Source organism: Labrys sp. F242, from assembly GCF_057813875.1.
Map to the genome: position 1 here is coordinate 1,593,238 of NZ_JBVASG010000001.1, position 24,660 is coordinate 1,617,897.

At 63.0% G+C, this 24,660-nt stretch carries 18 protein-coding genes; 8 read left to right on the forward strand and 10 right to left on the reverse strand.

The genetic code is table 11. The annotated features are described in order from the left end of the window. Nucleotides 1-109 precede the first annotated feature (109 nt). Together ACZYTC_RS07425 and ACZYTC_RS07430 are read left to right on the forward strand one after the other, a co-directional pair. On the forward strand, nt 110-2,284 hold the full coding sequence (locus ACZYTC_RS07425) for an RNA degradosome polyphosphate kinase (protein WP_441771918.1): 2,175 nt from the start codon (nt 110-112) through the stop codon (nt 2,282-2,284). A gap of 28 nt (nt 2,285-2,312) precedes the next feature. Continuing rightward, a complete protein-coding gene (locus tag ACZYTC_RS07430; protein ID WP_441771917.1) occupies nt 2,313-3,875 on the forward strand; it encodes a Ppx/GppA family phosphatase in 1,563 nt (520 codons plus the stop codon). A 28-nt stretch (nt 3,876-3,903) separates the two neighbouring features. Here the strand turns inward: ACZYTC_RS07430 and ACZYTC_RS07435 are convergent, their stop codons facing one another. The 3 genes from ACZYTC_RS07435 to rnd all read right to left on the reverse strand — a co-directional run bounded on the left by ACZYTC_RS07435 (nt 3,904) and on the right by rnd (nt 7,148). Then, complete coding sequence (locus tag ACZYTC_RS07435; protein WP_488989225.1) at nt 3,904-4,431, reverse strand: transglycosylase domain-containing protein; 528 nt, start codon at nt 4,429-4,431, stop codon at nt 3,904-3,906. A gap of 190 nt (nt 4,432-4,621) precedes the next feature. Next, entirely contained in the window at nt 4,622-5,875 is a 1,254-nt protein-coding gene (locus ACZYTC_RS07440; protein WP_441771897.1) for a D-amino acid dehydrogenase, read from the reverse strand. A gap of 100 nt (nt 5,876-5,975) precedes the next feature. Beyond that, nucleotides 5,976-7,148 carry a ribonuclease D gene (gene rnd / locus ACZYTC_RS07445; RefSeq protein WP_488989226.1) on the reverse strand — a complete coding sequence of 391 codons (1,173 nt, stop codon included), beginning with the start codon at nt 7,146-7,148 and terminating at the stop codon, nt 5,976-5,978. A 257-nt stretch (nt 7,149-7,405) separates the two neighbouring features. On the opposite strand from rnd, the gene aspS reads away from it, so the two are divergent. Together aspS and ACZYTC_RS07455 are read left to right on the forward strand one after the other, a co-directional pair. Next, nucleotides 7,406-9,223 (forward strand): aspartate--tRNA ligase, encoded by a 1,818-nt coding sequence (gene aspS, locus ACZYTC_RS07450; RefSeq protein WP_488989227.1) that lies wholly within the window; start codon nt 7,406-7,408, stop codon nt 9,221-9,223. Between the two features lie 219 nt (nt 9,224-9,442). After that, on the forward strand, nt 9,443-11,764 hold the full coding sequence (locus ACZYTC_RS07455; RefSeq protein WP_434956690.1) for an NADP-dependent malic enzyme: 2,322 nt from the start codon (nt 9,443-9,445) through the stop codon (nt 11,762-11,764). 41 nt (nt 11,765-11,805) lie between these two features. Here ACZYTC_RS07455 and ACZYTC_RS07460 read toward each other — a convergent pair whose 3' ends face one another. Further along, complete coding sequence (locus ACZYTC_RS07460; RefSeq protein WP_434956689.1) at nt 11,806-12,345, reverse strand: DUF1697 domain-containing protein; 540 nt, start codon at nt 12,343-12,345, stop codon at nt 11,806-11,808. 75 nt (nt 12,346-12,420) lie between these two features. Next, nucleotides 12,421-13,320 (reverse strand): sugar kinase, encoded by a 900-nt coding sequence (locus tag ACZYTC_RS07465; protein WP_434956688.1) that lies wholly within the window; start codon nt 13,318-13,320, stop codon nt 12,421-12,423. A gap of 375 nt (nt 13,321-13,695) precedes the next feature. On the opposite strand from ACZYTC_RS07465, the gene ACZYTC_RS07470 reads away from it, so the two are divergent. Both ACZYTC_RS07470 and cls read left to right on the forward strand, forming a co-directional pair. Then, nucleotides 13,696-13,977, forward strand: a complete 282-nt coding sequence (locus ACZYTC_RS07470) for a YMGG-like glycine zipper-containing protein (protein WP_105862901.1) — start codon at nt 13,696-13,698, stop codon at nt 13,975-13,977. 188 nt (nt 13,978-14,165) lie between these two features. Then, nucleotides 14,166-15,617 (forward strand): cardiolipin synthase, encoded by a 1,452-nt coding sequence (cls, locus tag ACZYTC_RS07475; RefSeq protein ID WP_434956687.1) that lies wholly within the window; start codon nt 14,166-14,168, stop codon nt 15,615-15,617. Here the strand turns inward: cls and ACZYTC_RS07480 are convergent. Further along, on the reverse strand, nt 15,612-16,796 hold the full coding sequence (locus ACZYTC_RS07480) for an MFS transporter (protein ID WP_434956686.1): 1,185 nt from the start codon (nt 16,794-16,796) through the stop codon (nt 15,612-15,614). The two genes, cls and ACZYTC_RS07480, sit on opposite strands and share 6 nt — an antisense overlap. After that, nucleotides 16,789-17,574 carry a DeoR/GlpR family DNA-binding transcription regulator gene (locus ACZYTC_RS07485; RefSeq protein WP_441771895.1) on the reverse strand — a complete coding sequence of 262 codons (786 nt, stop codon included), beginning with the start codon at nt 17,572-17,574 and terminating at the stop codon, nt 16,789-16,791. The genes ACZYTC_RS07480 and ACZYTC_RS07485 overlap by 8 nt, the downstream gene beginning before the upstream one ends. A 188-nt stretch (nt 17,575-17,762) precedes the next feature. On the opposite strand from ACZYTC_RS07485, the gene ACZYTC_RS07490 reads away from it, so the two are divergent. After that, the gene (locus tag ACZYTC_RS07490; protein WP_441771894.1) at nt 17,763-19,598 is read left to right on the forward strand and encodes an ABC transporter ATP-binding protein/permease; all 1,836 of its coding nucleotides are present in this window, start codon (nt 17,763-17,765) and stop codon (nt 19,596-19,598) included. A gap of 102 nt (nt 19,599-19,700) precedes the next feature. Then, nucleotides 19,701-21,077 carry a glucoamylase family protein gene (locus tag ACZYTC_RS07495; RefSeq protein WP_488989228.1) on the forward strand — a complete coding sequence of 459 codons (1,377 nt, stop codon included), beginning with the start codon at nt 19,701-19,703 and terminating at the stop codon, nt 21,075-21,077. Between the two features lie 146 nt (nt 21,078-21,223). On the opposite strand, the gene ACZYTC_RS07500 is transcribed toward ACZYTC_RS07495, so the two are convergent. From ACZYTC_RS07500 to ACZYTC_RS07510, 3 genes are read right to left on the reverse strand one after another with little or no spacing between them, the layout of a single operon-like run. Continuing rightward, entirely contained in the window at nt 21,224-22,153 is a 930-nt protein-coding gene (locus tag ACZYTC_RS07500) for an ABC transporter permease (protein WP_441771892.1), read from the reverse strand. Continuing rightward, the gene (locus ACZYTC_RS07505) at nt 22,150-23,703 is read right to left on the reverse strand and encodes a sugar ABC transporter ATP-binding protein (RefSeq protein WP_441771891.1); all 1,554 of its coding nucleotides are present in this window, start codon (nt 23,701-23,703) and stop codon (nt 22,150-22,152) included. Before ACZYTC_RS07505 ends, ACZYTC_RS07500 begins: the two co-directional genes overlap by 4 nt. Beyond that, nucleotides 23,700-24,617 carry a sugar ABC transporter substrate-binding protein gene (locus tag ACZYTC_RS07510; protein ID WP_488989229.1) on the reverse strand — a complete coding sequence of 306 codons (918 nt, stop codon included), beginning with the start codon at nt 24,615-24,617 and terminating at the stop codon, nt 23,700-23,702. Before ACZYTC_RS07510 ends, ACZYTC_RS07505 begins: the two co-directional genes overlap by 4 nt. Nucleotides 24,618-24,660 lie beyond the last annotated feature (43 nt).

The window sequence follows — 24,660 nt, forward strand, 5'->3', positions numbered from 1 at the left end:
CCAGAGAGCGAGAGCAAACAAGCGTTTCCGTCTAAACGCGCTTTGCTCCGGGACATAGCGAGCGCCATTGACCATGACCAGCACGGCACAGACGGCGGAAGAGAGTGTGATGCGAGGCGAGACGGCGCGCGAGGCGGCTCCTGCTCAGGACCCGATCGCACTGCGCGTCAGCCCGGATCGCTTCATCAACCGCGAAATTTCCTGGCTGCAATTCAATCGCCGCGTGCTGGAGGAGGCGTCCAACAAGAGCCATCCTCTGCTTGAGCAGTTGCGCTTCCTATCGATCTCGGCCAGCAATCTCGACGAGTTCTTCATGGTGCGCGTCGCCGGCCTGATCGGCCAGGTGCGAGAGGACGTCACGGCGCGCAGCCCCGACGGCCTGTCGCCGGCCGAACAGCTCGTCAAGATCGGCGAGGCCGTATCCAAGCTTGCCAGCGACCAGCAGAAACGCTGGACCGAGTTGCGCGACGACCTGTTGCTCGAAGGCATCGTGATCACCGAGCCGCGTGACCTTTCCAAGGCGGAGCGCGCCTGGCTGGACGATTATTTCCTCAGCTACATCTTTCCGATCCTCACCCCGCTGGCGGTGGATCCGGCCCATCCATTCCCCTTCATCCCCAATCTCGGCTTCACCATCGCCCTGCAGCTCAAACGCGTCAGCGACGGGCGCATGTTGAATGCCCTGATCCGCGCGCCGCACAAGGTGGAGCGCTTCATCCGCCTGCCGGATTTCGCCGAGACAGGGGCGGCCCGCTACATCACGCTCGAAAATCTGGCGGTGCTGTTCATCGCCAAGCTGTTTCCCGGCTATACAGTGAAAGGGCAGGGCTCCTTCCGCGTCATCCGCGACTCGGATCTGGAAGTCGAGGAAGAGGCCGAAGACCTGGTGCTGCTGTTCGAGACGGCATTGAAACAGCGCCGGCGCGGCGTGGTGATCCGCCTCGAGATCGAAGCCGGCATGCCCGACAGCATCCGCCAATTCGTCACCGAGGAACTCGATGTCGCCGACGACGCGGTCTTTCGCGTCGAGGGTATGCTCGCCCTCAACGAATTGTCGCAACTCGTCGGGCTCGACCGTCCGGACCTCAAATTCAAGCCCTATTCGCCGCGTTCGCCCGAACGTATCCGCGATCATGGGGCTGATGCCTTCGCCGCCATCCGGCAGAAGGACATCCTGGTGCACCATCCCTACGAATCCTTTGACGTCGTGGTGCAGTTTCTCAACCAGGCGGCGCGCGATCCGAACGTGGTCGCCATCAAGCAGACGCTTTACCGCACTTCCTCCAACAGCCCGATCGTCAAGGCACTCGCCGAGGCGGCCGAGGCCGGCAAATCGGTGACGGCGCTGGTGGAACTGAAGGCGCGCTTCGACGAGGAAGCCAACATACGCTGGGCGCGCGACCTCGAGCGTGCAGGTGTGCAGGTGGTGTTCGGCTTCATCGAGCTGAAAACCCACGCCAAGCTCTCGCTGGTGGTGCGGCGCGAGATGGGCCAGCTCGTATCCTATTGCCATGTCGGCACCGGCAACTACCACCCGATCACCGCACGCATCTACACGGACCTGTCCTTCTTTACCGCCGATCCTGTGATCGCGCGCGACGTCTCGCGTATCTTCAACTTCATCACCGGCTATGCCGAGCCGGCGGCGCTGGAACGCATGGCGGTCTCGCCCGTCTCGCTGAAGCAACGCATCCTCGATCACATCAACGCCGAGATCGAGCACGCCAAGGCCGGCAGGCCAGCGGCGATCTGGGCCAAGTGCAATTCGCTGGTCGATACCATGATCATTGATGCGCTTTATGCCGCCAGCCAGGCGGGAGTGCAGGTGGATCTGGTGGTGCGCGGCATCTGCTGCCTGCGGCCGGGAGTGCCGGGCCTGTCGGAGAACATCCGCGTCAAGTCGATCGTCGGCCGTTTCCTGGAGCATGGCCGCATCTACGCCTTCGGCAACGGGCATGGCCTGCCGCACCAGAAGGCGGCCCTCTACATTTCCTCGGCCGATCTGATGGAACGCAACCTCGACCGCCGCGTCGAAGCGCTCTGCCCGATCCTCAATCCAACGGTGCACGAGCAGGTCCTCGATCAGATCATGATCGCCAACCTTATCGACAACCAACAGAGCTGGAGCATCTTGCCCGACGGGACCGCCGAACGCATAGTCCCGCAGCCTGATGAAGAGCCCTTCAACGCCCATAAATATTTCATGACCAATCCCAGCCTATCGGGACGAGGCAAATCTCTTGAACACAATTCTCCCAGAACGCTCCTCAGCCGCAGACGCTGATACCGTTCCTCACGTCCAGGCCGCCGATATCGCGGGTCCGAGGCCGTGGCAGCCCGGATTCGCACAGGGCCGCATCTGCCAGGGCCCGCCGATCGCAACCATCGACATCGGCTCCAACTCGGTTCGTCTCGTGGTCTATGAAGGGCTGACGCGCAGCCCGACGGCCGTCTTCAACGAGAAGGTGCTGTGCGGCCTCGGCCGCGGCGTGATGACCACCAAGCGCCTTGATCCAAGCGCTGTCGCCAAGGCCTATGCCGCTCTGGTACGCTTCCGTGCCTTGTGCGACACCATGGGCGTGAAGGACCTCTATGTGCTGGCGACGGCTGCTGCGCGCGATGCCGAGGATGGCGAGGAATTCATCGCTCGCGCCACGGCGATCTGCCGTGCTGAGATCGAAGTGCTGTCGGGCAAGCGCGAGGCGCGCCTGTCGGCTTATGGGGTGATCTCGGGCTTCCACATGCCGGATGGTGTCGTGGGCGACATGGGTGGCGGCTCCCTCGAACTGATCGAGGTGCATGGTCATCGCGCCGGCGCGGGCATGACGACGCCTCTCGGTGGGCTCGCCTTGCAGGACACCTCTGGCCAGTCTGTACGCAAGGCGGCGAAGATTGCGCAGGAAAAGCTCGCCAAGGCGGACCCACTGAAACATCTGAAGGACCGCACCTTCTACGCCGTCGGCGGGACCTGGCGGTCGCTCGCCAAGCTGCACATGATGCAGCTCGGCTATCCCCTGCACATCATGCATGGCTACAGCGTGCCGGCGCGCGAGATGCTCGACTTCTGCAAGCTGATCATGCGGGTCGACAACACCACCTTGATCGGCAAGGACACCGTCTCGACCGGGCGCCTGCCGCTGCTCGCCTATGGCGCGGCGGTGATGAGCGAGGTCATCAAGGCCGGCAAGCCGCGCGATGTGGTGATCTCGGCCCAGGGCGTGCGCGAAGGGCTGCTCTATTCGTTGCTGGACGAGGAGAGCCGTAAGCTCGATCCGCTGATCAGCGCGGCGAGCGAACTCAATATCCTGCGCTCGCGCTCGCCCCAGCACGGTGAGGAACTGGTGCGCTGGGGCGACCGTTTCATGGCATCGACCCATATCGACGAAACCCCGGATGAAAAGCGCCAGCGCCATGCGGCCTGCCTGGTGGCCGATATCGGCTGGCGCGCCCATCCCGATTATCGTGGCGAGCAGAGCCTCAATATCATCGCCAACGCCGCCTTTGTCGGCGTCGACCATCGCGGCCGTGCCTATATGGCGGTGGCGAACTATTTCCGCCATGTCGGCCTGAACGAGGAGGAGCTGTCTCCCCGTATCCGCGAGATCGCTACCGCGCGCATTCTCGACCGGGCGCGCATCCTCGGCGGGTTGATGCGGGTGGGGTATATCCTGTCTGCCTCGATGCCGGGCGTGCTGCCGCGCGCCCCGCTCTATGTCAGCCACGGCAAATTGTTGCTGGACGTTCCGCGGGACCTGGAGGGGCTGGCGGGCGAGCGGCTCAACGCCCGCATGAAGGCGCTCGGCCGCCTGATCGGCCGTGAGGCGACGATCCGCATCATCGATCCCGCTGACAACGTTACGGTCGCGGCGGAGTAGGGGGCGTTAGGCGGGGCATCCACCGTTTTCAGGTCTTCCCACTGTTCGAAGGGATTTTGCTCGCCATCTCGCCAATGGGGCCGCGACGGCGCAAAGTGTCGAGAACTTGTTCGCGACGTTTCGCGCTGGCGGTCTGATCGCGACCATAGATGCTTGGTGCTTTGATCAGGCCGGCGAGAAAGGCTACGTCTTGGTCGTTAAGTTGGCTCGCGGCCTTGCCAAAATAGACCATGGCGGCGCAGCGATAACCATAGGCCCCCATACCGAAATAGACCCGCTCCAAAAACGCGCGGTCGATTTCAGTCCGGGCGTGGGTCAGACGTAGTTGCAAGGCCCTCACCCAGCGCAACAGGTGGTTCCGGCCTTCGGAAGCATCCGGCGGAAATGTCTGATCCGCGACATAGCCGACTGGCATGTCTAGCGATAATGACCAGAAACGATCCGACGGATCGCCCCTTTCGATGGCGAGAACGAAGCGCGCCACTTTGTCGGTGAGATCCGCCGAGCCTTCGGTTCCAGCGACGGGGCAGGCCGCGAGAGGGCGGAGATCGTTCAAGCTGATCGCCGGCAGATCTCGAACCAGATACCAGCCGAGGCAAAACGCCGTCCCGCTGAGAAGGGCGAGGGGGATCAGGATGACGATAAACAGGCGGCGCGTGCCGATACCTGACGTGTGATCGTTGCTTTGCGCCCACGCTGCCGGCGAATTGAGGCGCGACTGGCTCGCGCGGTGGCGTTTTCAGGTTTCAGCCATACCGACTCAGCCCCAGATCCGAGACGTCGATCTCCGGCTTCTTGCCGCCGACGATATCGGCCATCACCCGGCCGGAACCGCAGGCCATGGTCCAGCCCAGCGTGCCGTGGCCGGTGTTGAGCAGCAGGTTCTTGTAGCGGGTGCGGCCGATCACCGGGGTACCGTCCGGCGTCATCGGACGCAGGCCCGACCAGAAGCTCGCGGCGGCGAGATCGCCCGAGCCGCCGAAAAGATCGGTCACCGACTGGGCCAGCGTGTCGCGGCGGGCCGGCGGCAGGTCCTTGCTGAAGCCCGAGATCTCGGCCATGCCGCCGACGCGGATGCGGTCACCCAGCCGGGTGATCGCGATCTTGTAGGTCTCGTCCATGATGGTGGAGACCGGCGCGCGGCTCTCATCGACGATCGGAATGGTGAGGGAATAGCCCTTGATCGGATAGACCGGCACCTTGAGGCCGAGAGGCGCGACGAAATCGGGCGTATAGCTGCCGAAAGCTGCGATATAGGCATCGGCCTTCTCGACGCCGGCGCCGGTCTCGACACCCTCGATCTTGTCGCCCGCGAACAACAGCCGCTTGACCTCGACACCGTAACGGAAGCGCACGCCGAGCGTTTCGGCGAGCTGTGCCAGCGCTCCAGTGAATTTGTAGCAATCACCGGTCTCGTCATTGGGCAGCCGCAGGCCGCCGCGGATCAGGGAGCGAACATGGGCGAGAGCGGGTTCGGCGGCGATGCAGCCATCCGCGTCGAGGACCTCGAAGGGAACACCGTCGCGCTTGAGCACCTCGACATCCTTGCCGATGCCGTCGAGCTGCTTTTGGGTACGGAAGAGCTGCAGCGTGCCCTGCATGCGCTCGTCATAGCTGATGCCGGTGGCGGCCCTCAGCTCGATCAACTTGTCACGGCTGTATTCGGCAAGGCGAACCATGCGGCTCTTGTTGATCGCATAGCGCTCTGAGGTGCAGTTGAGCAGCATGCGCCAGACCCAGGCGACCATCGCCGCATCGGGGCGGGGGCGCAGGATCAGTGGAGCGTGTTTCATCAACAGCCACTTGATCGCCTTTTGCGGGATGCCTGGAGCCGCCCAGGGCGAAGCATAGCCGGGGGAAACCTCGCCGGCATTGGCGAAGCTGGTCTCGAGAGCCGGGCCGGACTGGCGATCCAGCACGACGACCTCATGTCCCGCCTTCGCCAGATAATAGGCGGAGGTCACCCCGATCACGCCGCTGCCGAGAACCGCGACCTTCATTTATGCCCACACTCCTGCTTGCGCCGCGCCAATACGGTCAGCGAATCCAACGATTCGCCCAGCTTTCGCTTGGCTGATAGCGCAAGTCAATTACAGGCGGCTATCGGCTAATTGCCGCGACCTTGCCGCGCTCGATCGCCAGCGCGAGCTTGCCATGCTTGAGGGCGAGCGCCTTCTCGCCGAACAATTCCCGGCGCCAGCCATGCAGCGCCGGAACGTCGGCGGTGTCGCTGTCCGCGATCATGTCGAGGTCATCGGTGGTGGCGATGACCTTGGCGGCAACGCCCTGGCTTTCGGCTACCATTTTCAGCAGCACCTTAAGCAGTTCGACGGTGGCGCCGGCTCCGTTGCTCGCAATGCGCGGGGGAGCCTGGCGCGGCAGGCTGGCGGGATCACGCGCGAGGCCCGCCTTGACTGCCTCGATCAATTCCAGGCCAGGACGGGAGCGCTCCCAGCCTTTGGGGATCATGCGAATGCCGGCGAGTTTCTCCGGCGTGTCAGGGGCCTGCAGCGCGACTTCGGTGATGGCGTCATCCTTGAGCACGCGCGAGCGCGGTACATTCTTGGACTGGGCCTCGCGCTCGCGCCATGCCGCCACTTCGATCAGAACGGCGAGATCACGCGGCTTGCGCACGCGCCCACTGACCCGGCGCCAGGCATCTTCGGGGGCCTGCCGGTAGGTATCGGGCGATGTCAGGATAGACATTTCGTCGCCAACCCAATGGCTTCTCTTTCTTTTCTCAAGCGATGCCGCAAGCTTGAGATAAACGTCGCGCAAATGGGTGACATCGGAAACGGCGTAATTGATCTGCGCGGGGGTGAGGGGGCGCTTCGACCAGTCCGTGAAACGAGAGGACTTGTCGATATGGGCGGTGGTGATGCGCTGGACCAGTTGATCATAGGCAATGGAGTCGCCATAGCCGAGCACCATGGCGGCGACCTGCGTGTCGAACAGCGGTGCGGGAATGAAGCCGGCCAGGTGCCAGACGATCTCGATGTCCTGCCGGGCGGCGTGGAAGACCTTCAGCACCTTCTCGTCGCGCAAGAGCTCGAACAGGGGGGCAAGGTCGAGCCCCTCGGCCAGGGCATCGATGACCACGGCTTCCTCGGGGCTGGCGACCTGGACGACGCAGAGCTTGGGCCAGAAGGTGGTTTCACGCAGGAACTCCGTGTCGACGGTCACGAACGCATGGGCGGCGAGACGGGCGCAGGCGGCTTCCAGATCCTGGGTTGTGGTGATGATGACGGCGGGGTGGGCGGAAGATTGTGGCATGAATATGCTTATCGGGCACGCAGCGTCACATGGCAAGGTTTTAGGCCCTGAATGCACGTTCAGGGCCGTCCGATACCGGAGAAGGCAAGCTCAACCTTGACGGCGACCGTGGCGTTGGGGTCTATGACCTCAAACTCCAGAGCGAAGCGCGTTTCGGCGAAAACGCACTTATACTCTGGCACCATAATTTGACGCGTCTTTGCGATTCTCGGTGGTACCGTCCAATCGCAAAACACTTTGTCCGGAAAGACACCCTTATGCACCGTTACCGTTCTCACACCTGCGCCGATCTTCGCCTCGACCACGTTGGGCAGGACGTGCGGCTTTCCGGCTGGTGCCACCGCATCCGCGACCATGGCGGCCTGCTGTTCATCGACCTGCGCGATCATTACGGCCTGACCCAATGCGTGGTCGATCCGGATTCACCTGCCTTCAAGGTGGCCGAGACCCTGCGCTCGGAATGGGTCGTGCGGGTGGACGGCAAGCTGCGCAAGCGCCCCGAAGGCACTGAAAACCATGAAATGCCGACCGGTCTGGTGGAAATCTACGTCACCGAGATCGAGGTGCTCGGCCAAGCGGCGGAATTGCCGCTGCCCGTGTTCGGCGACCAGGACTATCCAGAAGAGACGCGCCTCAAATATCGCTTCCTCGATCTCAGGCGCGAACGCATCCACAACAACATCATGCTGCGCGGCAAGGTGGTCGATGGCATGCGCACCCGCATGAAGGCCGCTGGCTTCAACGAATTCCAGACGCCAATTCTGACGGCCTCCTCGCCGGAAGGCGCGCGCGACTTCCTGGTGCCCTCGCGCATCCATCCCGGCAAGTTCTACGCTTTGCCGCAGGCGCCCCAGCAATATAAGCAGCTTTTGATGATGGCAGGCTTCGACCGCTACTTCCAGATCGCTCCCTGCTTCCGCGATGAGGATCCGCGAGCCGACCGCTTGCCGGGCGAGTTCTACCAGCTCGACCTCGAAATGAGCTTCGTCACCCAGGAAGACGTCTTCGCCACGATCGAGCCGGTGATCACCGGCATCTTCGAAGAATTCGCCGGTGGTAAAAGCGTCACCAAGGGGTGGCCCCGCATTCCTTATGCGGAGGCGCTGCGCAAATATGGTTCGGACAAGCCGGATCTGCGCAATCCGTTGATCATGCAGGAGGTCTCCGAGCATTTCCGTGGCTCGAACTTCAAGGTCTTCGCGCGCATGCTCGAAGATCCTGCCAATCAGGTTTGGGCCATTCCTGGGCCTGGCGGTGGCCAGCGCACCTTCGCCGACCGCATGAACTCCTGGGCGCAAAGCGAGGGGCAGCCGGGCCTTGGCTATATCCTCTTCTTCGACAAGGCGACAGACGAGACCAGCAAGCAGGCGGATCCGAATGCCGAAGGTGTCGGCGCCCGCGGGCCGATCGCCAACAATATCGGACCTGAAAGGGCGGAGGCGATCCGGCTGCAGCTCGGCCTGAAGGCCGGCGACGCCGCCTTCTTCGTCGCAGGCGATCCGAACAAGTTCTACAAGTTCGCCGGCGCCGCCCGCACCAAGGTCGGCACCGATCTCAAGCTGGTGGACGAGAGCCGCTTCGAGCTCGCCTGGATCGTCGACTTCCCGATGTTCGAGTGGAACGAGGACGAGAAGCAGGTCGATTTCGCGCACAATCCCTTCTCCATGCCGCAAGGAGGCCTCGAAGCGCTCACCACTCAGGATCCGCTGTCGCTGAAGGCCTATCAGTATGACATCGCCTGCAACGGCTTCGAGATCGCCTCGGGCGGCATTCGAAACCACAAGCCGGAAGCGATGGTGAAAGCCTTCGAGATCGCCGGTCACAGCGAGGAGACGGTGATCGAGCGCTTCGGCGGCATGTACCGGGCCTTCCAGTACGGCGCGCCGCCGCATGGCGGCATGGCAGCGGGTGTCGACCGCATCGTCATGCTGCTCGCGGGTGAGCAAAATCTAAGGGAGATCTCACTGTTCCCGATGAACCAGCGCGCCGAGGATATCCTGATGGGCGCTCCCTCCGAGGCGACGCCCAAGCAGCTGCGTGAGCTGCATATTCGTCTGAACGTCCAGGAAAAATAGCAGCCTTAGGGCTGGCGGCCGCGACGTCATGCGCTAAAACGAACAAGGCCAGGGCCGAGTAGGCCCGCGGCCCAGAGCGTCTAGCGATTTGAGGAAGTCACCGAGAATCGCAAAGACGCTTCAGTCAATCCGTCGGATTGGCTTGGAAACAAAGAGCTGGAGTAAGGCAGCGTTCTGTCATGAGCGCATTTTGCTCCAGCCAACAGGACGGGAAACGCAATGTCAGATGTCCAGCCCGGCTCGGCACCTCCCACGAATTCCTCGACCATGTCCGAGGATCTGCGAACTGGGGCGCTGATCTATCATCGCTATCCCAAGCCGGGGAAACTGGAGATCCAGGCGACCAAGCCGCTCGGCAACCAGCGCGACCTTGCTCTGGCCTACTCGCCTGGTGTGGCCGCCGCCTGCGAGGCCATCCACGCCGATCCGCTCGAGGCCGCCAACCTGACCGCGCGCGCCAATCTTGTCGCCGTCGTCTCCAACGGCACCGCCGTGCTCGGCCTCGGCGACATCGGCCCGCTCGCCTCCAAGCCCGTGATGGAGGGCAAGGCGGTCCTGTTCAAGAAGTTTGCCGGCATTGATGTCTTCGACATCGAGATCGCCTCCAGGTCGATCGAGGAGATCGTCACCGTTGTCGCGGCGCTGGAGCCGACCTTCGGCGGCATCAACCTCGAGGACATCAAGGCGCCCGAATGCTTCGAGGTCGAGCGCCTCCTGCGTGAGCGCATGGCGATCCCGGTCTTCCATGACGACCAGCATGGCACCGCCATCATCGTCGGTGCCGCCGTGCGCAACGGCCTGGAACTCGCCGGCAAGGCGATCAGCGAGGTCAAGATCGTGGCGTCGGGGGCCGGCGCGGCGGCCCTGGCCTGTCTCAATCTCCTGGTCTCGCTCGGTGCGAAGCGCGAGAATATCTTCATCTCCGACATCAAGGGTGTGGTCTATAAGGGCCGCGCCGAACTGATGGATCCCTGGAAGGACGTCTACGCCCAGGAAACCGAGGCGCGCACCCTCAACGACATCATCGAGGGAGCCGACGTGTTCCTCGGCCTCTCTGCCGGCGGCGTGCTCAAGCCCGAGATGATCGCGCGCATGGCGCATAATCCGCTGATCATGGCGCTCGCCAATCCGTTTCCGGAGATCATGCCCGAACTCGCCAAGGCGACCCGCCCGGATGCCATGATCTGCACGGGGCGCTCGGATTTCCCGAACCAGGTCAACAACGTCCTGTGCTTCCCCTACATCTTCCGCGGCGCCCTCGACTGCGGGGCCACCACCATCAACGAGGAGATGAAGCACGCGGCCGTCGAGGCGATCGCGGCCCTCGCCCGCGAGACACCGTCGGATGTGGTGGCGCGCGCCTATGGCGGCGAGAGCCGTCGCTTCGGCGCCGATTCCCTCATTCCTTCGCCCTTCGATCCGCGCCTGATCCTGCGTATTGCCCCGGCCGTGGCGCGGGCTGCCCAGGAAACCGGCGTGGCGACCCGTCCGATCACCGATCTGGAAGCCTATGCCGAGAGCCTGACGCGTTTCGTCTTCCGCTCCGGCTTCGTGATGAAGCCGCTGTTCACCGCCGCCAAGGCTGATCCCAAACGCGTGGTCTATGCCGAAGGCGAGGACGAGCGCGTGCTGCGCGCGGCCCAAGTCTTGTTGGAGGAGGGGCTCGCCCGCCCGATCCTGATCGGTCGCCCTTCCGTGATCGAAACCCGCATCCAGCGCTTCGGCCTGACGATCAAGCCGGGGCAGGATTTCGAGGTGATCGATCCAGCGGATGATCCGCGCTACAAGGATTACTGGTCGCTCTACCACCATCTGGCCGGGCGCGGTGGTGTTACGCCGGACACGGCGCGTACCATCGTGCGCTCGAACACTTCGGTAATTGCGGCGCTGGCCCTGCATCGCGGCGATGCCGATGCCATGATCTGCGGGCTGGAAGGGGCCTATATGCGCCATCTGCGCTATGTGCGTCAGATCATCGGCCTGGCACCCGGCGTACGCGATTATTCAGCCCTGTCCCTGGTGCTGACGGCCAAGGGCGCATTCTTCATCTGCGACACCCAGGTCAAGCCCGACCCCTGTGCGGAGGAGATCGCCGAGATGGCGATCCTGGCGGCCGAGCATGTCCGCCGCTTCGGCATCGACCCGAAGATTGCCCTGCTGTCGCATTCCGATTTCGGCTCCTATGACACCGAGGCGGCCCGCAAGATGCGCAGGGCTCTGGAACTCCTGGTCGAGCAGCGCCCCGATCTGGAGGCCGATGGCGAGATGCAGGCGGATACGGCGCTGGATGAAAGCCTGCGCGACCTCAAGCTGAGTTCATCGCGGCTGCGGGGCGAGGCGAATGTGCTGGTCATGCCTAATCTGGATGCCGCCAACATCGCTTTCCAGCTCACCCGCATGCTGGCGGATGCCCTGCCCGTCGGCCCGATCCTGATCGGTGCCGCCAAGCCGGCCCACATCCTCAATCGTGCCGTCACGGTGCGCGGCGTGGTCAACATGACGGCCGTGGCCGTGGCCGAGGCGCAGGCCACGCAGGGGTGATGCCGAAACGCCGGGGTCGCAAGCGTTCCCGGCGTTTCACCTCAGGACAGCATCTGGCCGAGGCCGCGTATGGTGTTCCAATTGCGCGCGGTGCCGATGCCGAGCCGTTTGGTGGAGAGGGCGCCGGCCAGGCGGCTTTCGCTCGGGCGTCCCGCGAAGGCGATCCATAGATCGCCTTCGACCAGGGCAAGGCGTTCGCCCTTGTCGAGATAGCGCTCCAGCTTGTTGACCAGAACGTCCTGGCCGAGCGGTGCGCGCATCAAACGGGCAATGACGAGGCTGCCGTCACGCTCGGACTCGACCGGAAACGGGTTGCCGGCAACCGTGCGCAGCCAGTCCTCCGTGCTGCGTATGATGATGTCGACATGCTTGCCGTAATGGCTCAGGAAGCCGGCCTCCAGCCGGGTTTCGAGGGTCGTGATGTCTTGTTCGGGCGCTTCGAAGACGAGATTGCCGGTCGAGGCCAGGGTACGGGGATGCTCAAACCCGCAGCCAGTGGCGATCGCGCGCAATTCGTCCATCACCACCCGCCGCTGCGGCGTCAGCACGATGCTGTAGAGGAGGGCGACATAGCCGGCCATGGCAAGGGGTTCGTCGGCAAAGGGTTCGTCGAAATTGTCCGGCAGGTCTTGAGGGCCCGCCGGCCGGCAAGAAAATCAGGAAGAGGCCACCGGCTGGAACCGCGTTTCGATGGATTCCACATCACCCCGGGTGGGCAGCTTGGCTTCGTTGCCGAGAAACTGGATCGCGTGGGTAGATGCACCGCGCGCGAAACGGAAATGCTCCTCCCAGCGCGACAGGGGGCGGCTGAGATAGGAATACATATAGGCGCCATGGAAGATGTCGCCGGCGCCGTTGGTATCGACCACCGCGGCCTTGGGCACGTTAAGCGCGGGCAGGCGCTGCACCTTGCCGCTCTCGTCATACCACAGCATGCCACGCTCGCCGGCAGTCACGCCGGCGATCTTGCAGCCCTTGCCCTTAAGATAATCGAGCATCTCGGTCTCGGACAGGTTCATTTGCTCGCACAGGCGCTCGGCCACCACGGCGACATCGACATAGTTGAGCAATTCGTCGGTGTTGGAGCGCATGCCACCGCCATCGAGCGAAACCAACCGGCCGAGCTTGCGGAATTCCTTGGCATAGTAGAGCGCGGCATCCGCCAGATGGCCGTCGAGATGCAGGGCGCGGCAATTGCCGAGATTGAGATGCGGATAGGGATGCAGATAGTCATCGTCGCGGGCGCGAACGATGGCGCGCTTGCCGTCCTTGGGCATGATGAAGGAGAGCGAGGAACGCTTGACCTTGCGAGGATGGACGGAGATGCCGTACTTCGCCGCCATGTCCATGAACATGCGGCCGAGCCAGTCGTTCGAGTTGGTGGTGATCAGATCGGGTATCACACCAAGCTTGGCGCAGCAGAAAGCGGCCGTCGTGGCGTTGCCGCCGAATGCTACGGCATAGTCCTTGGCTACCGACTTTTCATCGCCGCGCGGCATGTCATCCGCCACGAAGGTCACGTCGATATAGGCATGGCCGATGAAGAGCGCTTCCATCGCTTGTCGCTCCAAACTATCTAGATTTCCGTACATTCCCGCTTAATCGTCATGGCGCGCTGGTGCAAGCGGCCTTTTCGCAGTTGCGAGAGAAGCGCTGTTCAAGGCTACTTTCCGACCCTAGAAAGGCACTGGTACACGAAGGGGAACTTGTCTTCGCCGTAGAAGTTAGTATGTCGGTAAGATGCGTCATTTCGGTTGAGTCGGTAGTGAAATGCTCCGGCCCGGGCTGAAAGCGATGGCATCTGAAGCACGAGCTATCCTTACCTAGTCATTCATCTCCGGTTCATGGTGTGCATGATGTAAGAATCGGGCTTTGCACTCGGTTGTATCTGTATATGATCGATACGGATCGGCATCCACGGAGGATCTCCCATGAAGAAGCTTTTGATCGTAGCAGCTGCAGGGCTTTTGCTCGCGGGCTGCTCGGAATATTCGCGCGGTGACCGCGCGCTCGGTGGCGCTGCCATCGGTGCTGGTGGCGGCGCGCTGATCGGTGGCCTGGCCACGCGTTCGGCCGGCGGCGCCATCGTCGGTGGTGTGCTCGGCGGTGCTGCCGGTGCCATCGTCGGTGCCGAAACCACGCCGCGTGCTTGCACCCGTCGTTACTATGACTACTACGGCAACGTGCGGTATCGCCGCGTGCAGTGCCCGTAAGGGGTGAGATCCCTTAGAGCAAAGCGCGTTTTTGAAAAAACGTACTTTTGCTCTAACTCCTTGTTTGGACGCGTCTTTGCGATACTTGGCGATTTCGTCGGATTGCAAAACGCTTTGAGGATTTTTCATCTGACGCAAGTCGCACCCACGCAGTCCACTGCGTGGGTTTTTCTATGGAAAGGCCAGCCTTGTCGTTCTCCGATCTGACCTTGCCGGGTTTGGGCGTGTTGGCGTGGGCCTATTTCTATTCCGAATGGGCCGTGCGCCTCGTCATGATCGTGGTGGTGCCGTTCCGTCGCAATTCGGACGCGGCGCGAAGCTGGCTGCTGCTGGTGATGTTCCTGCCCTGGCCGGCGCTGGTGCTTTATCTCCTGATCGGGCGCGCCACCTATCCGCGCTGGCGGCGTAAGCGTTTCGAGCGCCTGCCGGATATCCTGAGCCTGTCCGCGGACAAGGTTCGCGAACTCACCGAAGTCGCGCGCGAGCGGCTGCCCCGGCGCTTCACGCGTGCCGCGGTGCTGATCGAAAGAGTGGGCAAGCTACCGGTCGTCGATGGGGCGAGGGTGGATTTCCTGGCCGACTATTCGCGGATGGTCGATCGGCTGGTGTCCGACATCGACGCCGCCCAGCATCATGTCCATCTACTATTCTACATCTTTTCCGACGACGAGGTCGGACAGACGGTGATGCAGGCCCTTGGCCGCGCCCAGGCCCGTGGCGTGAAGTGCCGTGTCCTCATCGATGCCGTCGGTTCCAGGCAATGGGCACGCAGCGTACTGACGACGCTTGCCGAATATGGCGTCGAAGGCCATCCCATACTTCCGGTCACCTTCTTCCGGCGCAAGTCGGCGCGGGCAGACCTGCGCAATCATCGCAAGATTGCGGTGATGGACGGGCGCGTGGGCTATGTCGGTTCTCAAAACATCATCGCGGCCCGGACAGTCCTCGACATCTCCAACCAGGAGTTGATGCTGCGCCTGGAAGGGCCAGTGGTGTTGGAACTGCAAGCCGTCTTCATCGCCGACTGGTTTCTGGAGACGGAGGAGGCGCTGCCACTCGACAGCGTGATGTCGCCGACATCGGCCTGTGGCACGCTGGCCATGCAGGTGTTGCCGAGCGGGCCGGATTATCGGATCGGGGGCATCGAGAGCCTGATGGTCACCGCCATTCATTCGGCTCTGCAGCGGGTGGTGATCGTCACGCCTTATTTCATTCCGAGCGAGGCCGTCCACAAGGCGATGCAGATTGCCGTGCTGCGCGGCGTGGCCGTGCATCTGGTCGTGCCCAAGGTTTCGGACCATCGCATCGTGCGTTTCGCCCAGCAGTCCTATTATGGGGGACTGCTTGCGGCAGGCGTGAACATCCACCTGTTCCGGGACAAGTTCCTGCATGCCAAGAACGTGTCGATCGATACCGAAATTGCCCTGATCGGCTCGAGCAACATGGACATGCGCTCCTTCGTCCTGAACTCGGAGGTTACGGTCGTGATCTACGATCGCGAGGTCACGCTGCGATTGCGGCGCATGCAGGACGACTATTTCGCGGGCAGCGACAGGCTCGACCTTGGAGAATGGCGCCGGCGTCCCTGGATCCGCAAGGTCGCCGAGAATCTCGCGCGGCTCGTCAGCCCGCTTCTATAGCGGAGCGTCGCCAACGGCCAGGGAGCGCGCGGACCGGGGCGCACAGACCTGGGCCAGCAGCGCTATGATCACGGTGAAGATGGCGGCCACGTAGAAGATACCGGCGAACGAGGTCACATGGGCGACGGTTCCAAGCAGCGGCGGAGCCACCAGCAGGCCGGCGTAGCCCATGGTCGATACCGTTGCGATCTGCACCTCCGGGCGGGGCATGGCGCCGGCCGTGCTGAACAGGACAGGCACCACATTGGCAAAGCCGATGCCGGTCAAGCCATAGCCGACGATGGCGACATAGACATTGCCGGAGAGAGGCCCCATCAAAAGCCCGATCACGGCGAGCAGGCAGCCGCCCCGGACCAGATAGACGCCGTCGACATGGCGGCGGATGGGATCACCCAGAAAGCGCACGCTTGCCATCGCTCCCGCGAAAGCGGCATAGCCGACATTGGCAAGTTCCTGGCCCGCTCCCAATTGCTCGCGCAGGAAGACGGCCGCCCAATCCAGCACGACACCTTCTCCGCTGAAGGCGAGGGCAGCCATCAGGCCGACCACGACGGCAAGGAGGGCCGGACGCAAGGAGGGTGATTTACCGCCGCCGACAGCAGCCTCGACCTTGCCGGGGGCAAGGCCTCTCTGTCCCCAGGCGAAGATCGCGACCAACCCCACCGTGATGATCAACGCCTGGGAAGCGCCATCGGTCCAGCGCAGCAACAGGGTGGCGATACCGGCTCCGGTCAACCCTCCGAGGCTCCACATGCCGTGGAACGAAGACATATAGGGGCGCCCGACCTGCTTCTCGATCCTGGCTGCATCGGCATTCATCGCCACATCCATGCAGCCGCCACTGGCACCGAACAGGAAGACGACGGCGGAGAGAAGCCAGACGTCTGGCATGAGGGGAATGATCGGCAGCAGGGCCGCGAAAATCACGCCACTCAGCCGGATGAGTGCCGCCGTGCCGATACGCTGGATGATCCAGCCGCTGCCGGCCATGGCGAGCACGGCTCCGGCGCCGAGCATCAGCAGGACGATGCTCAGCACGATGGGGTCGAGCCCCAGCCGTTCCTTGGCGAGAGGGATCTGCGTGGCCCAGACGCCATAGAGCGCGCCATTGACGTAGAAGCTTGCGGCGGTCGGGTGCCAGACCTGCCAGCCAGGCCGATAAAGGGACGTTTCAGACAAGGTGGATCTCCACGCCGCTTTCGCTGTAGCGCTGCAGGATTGTGTTCGAGCTCGCATTCTCGGTGACCATGTGATCGAGGCGATCGAATGGCATCACCTGATAGGCCGAGCGTGTGTCGAGCTTCTCGGCGGTGATCAAGGCCACCGTCGAGCGGGAGGCGGCGACCATGGCGCGCTTGAGACAGGCATCGTCGTGGTCGACCACGGTTACGCCCTCGACCCGATCGACGGCGCAGGCGCCAAGGAAGCATAGATCGGGCTTGAGGAAGGCAACCTGTTCGAGCGCCCCGGCACCGCTGGCGCTGCGGGACTGGGTATCGACCTGCCCGCCGATCAGCACCAATTTGCCGACGCCGCGGTCGAGTACGGCGACTGCGATATCGGGCGAGGGGGTAATCACGGTGAGGCCGGCCTCGACCGGAAGCTGGTGCGCCAGCATCAAATTGCTGGTGCTCTGGTCGAGCAGGACGACCATGCCCCGTTCGACGAAACGCAAGGCGTAGCCCGCCAGCTGTTTCTTCTGCGCCTCGCTGCTGATCAGGCGCCGATCAAATCGATGTGAAGTACGGGACTTGCGCAAGGCGCCGCCATGCACGCGCTCGATCAGGCCGGCGTCGGCGAGTTCCTTGAGGTCGCGGCGGATGGTGTCCTCCGACACCGCGAAATCCAGCGCCGCCTGGACGGAAGCGATGCGACCATCCTCTTCGATACGCTGCAGGAGCAGGCGCTGCCGCTCGGCAGGTATGAGGCTGGCGTCGAGAAGGTTGGAGATTTCCATGGTGGGCGCGGGATCCGATGAGCAGGCTGCTTATGTCGCTTAAGCGGGAGCAATGCAAGTATGAAAATGCAGAAAGACGCATAAACGCGCGCATTCGTGCATTGCTTCAGCCGCCATGCTCATTACCGGCTTACCCTTGAGGATGACTCTGCCAGATGACCGGCTATAGTCGAGGCGGAGAGTGATTCATGGTTGCACAATCCGGCGGGAAGCCTGCCGACGCGCCGAGCAACGAGCCGGACAAGTCCGGGCAGTCTGAGCAGTCGATGGGTGGGCTGCTGCTGCAGCTCAACATGATGGCCCGCGCCTTCGTCACTTCGCCGCATCGCAACCAATTGCTGCTGCTGCTCGTCGGCGTCGTCCTGGTAATCCTGGTCACCAGCTATTTCCAGGTTCTGCTGAACGCCTGGAACCAGCCTTTCTACGATGCTTTGGCCCGTAAGGACCTCGCTGAATTTCTGCAACAGCTCCTGGTGTTCGTCGCCATTGCCGGCGGCCTGTTGACCCTCAACGTCACTCAGACCTGGCTGAGCTGGATGGTGAAGCTGAAGTTGCGGCAGGGGTTGGTCGAGGATCTCATCAGCCAATGGATGAAACCTCGCCGCGCGTTCCGCCTCGCCAATTCCAGCAAGTTCGGTGTCAATCCGGACCAAAGATTGCATGAGGACGCCCGCCATCTGACCGAACTGTCGACTGATCTCGGTATCGGGCTCTTGTCGGCGTCGATCTATCTGGCCAGTTTCATCACGGTGCTGTGGAATCTCTCAAGCGGATTCGTCTTCAATGTCGGTGGCTACAGCTTCGCTATTCCCGGTTATATGGTCTGGGCGGCGCTTTTTTATGCCGTCACCGCCTCCCTGCTTTCCTGGCATGTCGGTGGTCCGCTGATCGGCTTGAATGCCGATCGTTATGCCCGGGAGGCCGAGTTTCGTTTTTCACTCGTCCGGGTCAGCGAGCATGTCGACGCCATCGCACTGAACAATGGCGAGAAGGACGAGGAGCGTCAGCTCAATCTCGACCTCAAGGCCGTGCTGCAGGCCATGCGACGGCTGGTGACGGCGACGGCCAGGCTCGCCTGGGTGAGTTCGGGCTATGGCTGGTTCACTCAGGTGGCGCCCTTCCTGGTGGCGGCGCCAATCTATTTTGCGGGCAATCTGACCTTTGGCGGGCTGATGGTGGCGGTGGGCGCCTTCAATCTGGTGCAGGCGCAATTGCGCTGGTTTGTCGACAATTTCGGCACCATCGCAGACTGGCGCGCGACCTTGTTGCGTGTCGCGAACTTTCGCTATGCTGTCACCCAGATTGACAGCCAGCAGGCCGAGGCGAGCCATATCGAGTTCACTGAGACCGAAGATGAGGTGATCCGTCTCGATGATCTGGTGGTCGAAGCCCCAAGCGGGCGCAGCCGGCTCAATGAAAGCAAGGTAGAGATCAAATCCGGAGAGCGGGTTCTGGTCGTCAGCGACGCTGGTGCCAACAAGACGCTGCTGTTTCGGACCATTGCCGGCCTGTGGCCTTTCGGTTCCGGCCAGGTCGGCCTTCCCAAGGATGGGCACGTCACCTTCATGCCGCGCCGCCCTTATCTGCCTCAGGGAACGCTCAGGCAGGTTCTGTCCTATCCCCAGCCCGTGGCGCAATTCGAGCAGGCCGATTTCGAGCATGCCTTATCTGCGGTGGGGCTCGGTCATCTGGCCGACGACCTCGACCGCAATGTGCGTTGGGACAAGGATCTGGCCGACGAAGAGCAACAGACCGTGGCTTTCGCCCGCGTCGCCTTGCAGAAGCCGGCCTGGATCGTCATCGACGAAGCCCTCGAAGGGCTGGACGAGGGCACCCGGGATAAGGTTTTCGCCATCTTCGAAAAGGATCTTGGCCAGTCCGCCATCGTCCATATCGGCCGGCCTGGCTCCAAGGCCAGCTTCTTTCCGCGCACCCTTCGGCTTCTCAACGAACGGACGCAAGCCGGTCATACGGCGGACAAGACGGAGCGAGGCGAGGGGAGTGAAACCAAGGATGATGTATAAAAAGAATTTATTTTTCAGATAAATACGTAATTTTGTTGAAGCGTTTATCTAAAGATCGGTCACGCAAGTCAGCAAAGCTTGCAACGGGTGAAAGACGGGACGATGGCAAAGGACAAGGCCGGCAAGAAGAAGCCCTCCAAGGGTGACAAGAAAATCGCAGTGGAGAAGGTCGGCGAGGGCATGACGAAAGCCGGCTTGGCTGGGCAACTCTACAAGGCCGCCGATCTCATTGAGCTGCCCGACGAGGAATTGCTGGAAGCCGTGCAGCGCCAGACCTTCCGCTTCTTCTGGGAGGGGGCGGAGCCGGCCAGCGGCATGGCCCGCGACCGTAGCACTCGCACGGTGGATACACCCAACGACCTAGTGGCCATAGGCGGGACGGGCTTTGGCATCATGGCCATGATCGTGGCGATGGAGCGGGGTTGGATCACCCATGCCGAAGGCTTGGAGCGGTTGACGAGGATCATCGACGTCATCGAGCCGACGACGTGTTTCCATGGCGCCTATTCGCATTTCATGCATGGCGAGACCGGCAAGGTCTGGCCCTTCAGCCGCAAGGACGACGGTGGCGATCTCATCGAAACCGCGTTCCTGTTCCAGGGCCTGCTTTGCGCCCGCGAATATTTCGATGCCGATTCCCTTGCCGAGACAAAGCTGCGAAAGCGCATCACCGGTTTGTGGGGTGAGATCGAGTGGAACTGGTATACACAGGGACGCCATGCGCTCTATTGGCATTGGAGCCCGAATAACGGCTTCGTGCTCGACCATGACATCCATGGCTGGAACGAATGCCTGATCGCCTATGTGATGGCGGTGTCGGCGCCGCGCTATCCCATCGATCCCGCCGCCTATCATCGTGGCTTCGCCGCCAGCAAGGATTTCGGGGCGCCGCGCAGCTATTACGACATCGAATTGCCGCTCGGCCCCGATCGGGGTGGGCCGCTGTTCTGGGCGCACTACTCCTTCCTGGGCCTCGACCCCCGGGGATTGAAGGACCGCTACGCCGATTATTGGCAGCAGAACGTGGCCCATACGATGATCAATCATCGCCATTGCGTGCTCAATCCGCATGGCCACAAGGGCTATGGCCCCGATTGCTGGGGGCTGACGGCGAGCGATGATCCGGATGGGTACGCTGCCCATCAACCGAGCGAGGACAATGGCGTAATCAGCCCGACGGCGGCCTTGTCGAGTTTTCCCTATGCGCCCAAGGAAGCCATGGCGGCGCTGCGCCATTTCCTCACCAAGCATGGCGACAAGCTCTGGGGGCGCTTCGGCTTCGTTGATGCCTTCAGCGAAGAGCAGGACTGGTTCGCCGAGACCTTTCTGTCGATCGACCAGGGCCCCATCATCGTGATGATCGAGAATTATCGCACCGGCCTGATCTGGAACCTGTTCATGCGCATTCCCGAGATCCAGGCAGGTTTGCGCAAGCTTGGCTTCGAGAGCCCCCATCTCACGGCAGAAGCTGCGGCCTGAGAGGGGATTCGCGAGGCCCCGTGCGGCCCCTTCCCCTTACCTTCTCCCCGTAAGAATGGGGAGAAGGGGACCTCTATGACGCGACTTATGAGGGAGCGGCCTCATCTCGCTCAACCGTGGGGCGAGATGACAGGTTGGACGTCGCTTTAATCTCGCAGCCGCCCGACATTGCGCACCAGCACCGCCGCCAGGATGATCAGACCGGTGAGGATGTCCTGCATGTAGTTGGGCACGCCGACGATAGTGAGGCCGTTTGCCACCACGGCGATGATCACCGCGCCCAGTAAGGTGCCGAGGGCGTTGGCGTCGCCGCCGCGAAAAGCCGTCATGCCGAGAAAGGCGGCGGCATAGGCCTGCAACAGGAAGCCGTTGCCGCCGGTCGGGTGAGCGCTGCCCAGCCTCGCCACCAGCAGGAGGCCGACAAGTCCAGCGAACAGGGTGCAGATCGCAAAGCCGAGCACCGTGCTGCGCACGATCGGAACACCGGTGAGGCGGGCTGCCTCGCGATTGCCGCCAATGGCCGCCATGCGCCGGCCGGGCTCGGTGTAGTCCAGCAGGACGACGCAGATCGCCGTCATTGCGACGGCCCACAGCGTCAGCACCGGCACGCCGGCCAGCGTGCCACGCCCGAGGTCGCGGAATGCGGGCGGAATATTGCCGAACAGCGTCGCGCCGTCGCTGATCCAGAAGGTGAAGCCACCGACCACCGTGCCGATAGCCAGGGTGGCGATGAAGCTCGGCACACTCAGGCGCGATACAAGATAGCCGCTGATGCAGCCGACGATCGCGCAGGACACCAGCGTGGTGAGAATGGTGGCCGGAATGCCCCAGCCTTGCGCGAACAGGCTGACGGCCAGGATTCCAGCCCAGGACACCACTGCACCGACCGAGAGGTCGAATTCCGACAGCACCATCACGCAGGTCGCACCGAGGGCCACGATGGCGAGCAGCGAGGATTGCTGGGTGATGTTGATCAGATTGGAAAGCTGGGCGAAGGAACCCGGTGAAAGAGCCGAGAAAACCCCGACTATGACGAAAAGGCCCAGAAGCGTGCCGTAGCGGGCGGTGAAGTTCAAGCTGTCCTCCGGGAGTGATCGGCCCGATGCGGTTTTGCCGTGCGAAAGGTTGCCGCAAGTACCTGCAGGCGGGATAGGCCGTCGGTGGGAGCGTCCAGCGCGATCTCGCCCTTGGCCATCACCACAATGCGCCCGGCCAGGGCGAAGAGCTCCTCGATGTCGCTGGTGGCAAAGAGGATCAGCGTGCCGTCGCCCGCGAGCTGGCGGCAAAGCGCGTGGATTTCGGCCTTGGAGCGGACGTCGACACCCCGCGTCGGCTCGTCCAGCAAGAAGAGGCGCAACCCAGGCCTGAACCAGCGTCCGATCAGCACCTTTTGCTGATTGCCGCCGGACAGGGTGGCTATGCGGTCGGCGAGGCGGCCGTAGCGGACGGCGAGCCGCTGCAGCATCGTGCCGGCATTGCGCCGCAAGGAGGGCTGGGACAGGAAGGGCAGGCCCACCAGGAGCCGCCCGTCGGAAAGGCGGGGTAGGGTGGCGTTGTCGAGGATGGAATGGCCGACCACCAGGCCGCTGCCACGGCGGTCTTCCGGTGCAAATGCGACCCCTGCCCGGATGCGGGAGGGGATGCCGGAGGCCGGCAGGGACCGTCCTGCCAATGACAACCCGCCGCGCGCCTGCGGCATGGCCCCCCAGAGCGCTTTCAGAAGGCTTGAGCGGCCGCTGCCGACGATGCCGTAGAGGCCGATGATTTCGCCGCCATGAGCGCTCAATTGCAGGGAGCCGTGGCGCGGCGAGGGAGAAAAACCGTCGAGCTCGAGCAGTCGTTCGGCTCGCCTGGGCGGAAGCGGAACAGCATCGCGCAACTGGGCGTCCCCCGCCATCATCGTCACGGCGGCATCGGGGGTGGTTTCGGCGATCAGGCCCTGGCCGACCGTGACGCCATTGCGCAGCACCGTGTAGTCCTGCGCGAGTTCGAACACTTCCTCCATGCGATGCGAGACGAAGATCACGGCACATCCCGCCAGTGCGAGATTGGTGACCACCTTGCGCAGGATGCAGGCCTCGCTTTCGCTCAGGGAGGCCGTCGGCTCGTCCAGCACCAGGATGCGCGCTTCGTCCATCAGCGCCCGCAGGATCTCGACCAACTGGCATTGGCCCACCGAGAGATGGCGCACCGGCACGTCCAGCGGCAGGGCGATGCCGAGCCTGTCGCTGACAGCCGTCAGGCGTCGTTGCATGGCCTGGCGATCGATCAGGCCGAAACGGTGCGGATAGCGCCGACCGACGAAGGCGTTCTCGGCCGCCGTAAAACCCGGGACCAGGTTGAGCTCCTGGTGCACGAAGCGCAGGCCCGCGGCCTCGGCTGCCCTGGGATCGCGGGGAGCGTAGAGAGCACCGTCGAGCTGCATGGCGCCGCCATCGGGCTGATATACGCCCGACAGGCATTTGAGCAGGCTCGACTTGCCGGCGCCATTCTCGCCCAGCAAGGCGTGGACCCGGCCCGGCGCGACCGTGAGGTTCACGCCATCAAGGGCGTGCACGCCGCCGAAATGCTTCTTCAGGCCGGTGATCTCAAGCCGCGGAACGGGGCGACCGGAAGGCTGGCTCATTGAGGACAAGTCACGCCCAGACTCGCGCGGTCGACCACCTTGGCCTCGACCTGGATCTCCTGTTTGCTGACGGGCTTGCCCTCCAGCACATTAGCGATTTCCGTCACGGCGCTATGCGCGATCCCCGGAAAGTCCTGGCGCACGGTGGCGATCAGGTCGGTGCACTGCTTGATCAGGTCGACGGCTTGCGGATTGCCGTCGATGCCAGCGATCACCATCTTGGAATCGGGCTCGTCGCTCTGCTGGGCGAGGAGGGCGCCGATCGCCGGCTCGTCCCAGGCGGCCCAGACGCCGTCGATCTTGGTGCCATGCTGGCGGATGAAGGTCTCCATGGCGAGACGGGAATCGTCGATCGGGCCGGGGACCTTCACATAATGCTCGGCGATCACCTTGATGCCGGGATTGGCGGCGAGCGCCTTGTCGAGGGCGAGTTCGCGCTGATGCACGCCGGGATGGGCCGAATAAAAGAATTTGACGATGTTGCCCTTGCCGCCCAGTTGCTTGAACAGCTTGTCCGACAGGATGGTGCCGAGGGCGAAATTGTCGGTGGCGATGCTGGCGGTCACGCCAGGCGCGAGGGCGCCATCGAGAGCAAAGACAGGGATCTTCTTGGCGGCCGCGGCGGCGACCTGGTCGGCGATCTGCTTGGGATCGACACTGACCAGGACGATGGCCGTGACGCCGGCATTGGTGACGTCTTCGACGCGGCTCGCCAATTGCTGAAGGTCGCCGCGCGTATCGACGACATTGACGTTCCAGCCCTTGCCGGCAGCATCCTTCTTGAAGGTCTCGACGATCTCGTTGGTGGCGACCGAACTGATATAGGGCGTCAGCACGGCGATATCCTCGGCCTGGGCCGCACTTGAGATGAGGCCAGCCAGAGCCATGGCCAAGATTGAAACACCGGTCTTCACGTGGATCCCCCCGATACCGCTCAACCCGGATCCGAACTCCCGG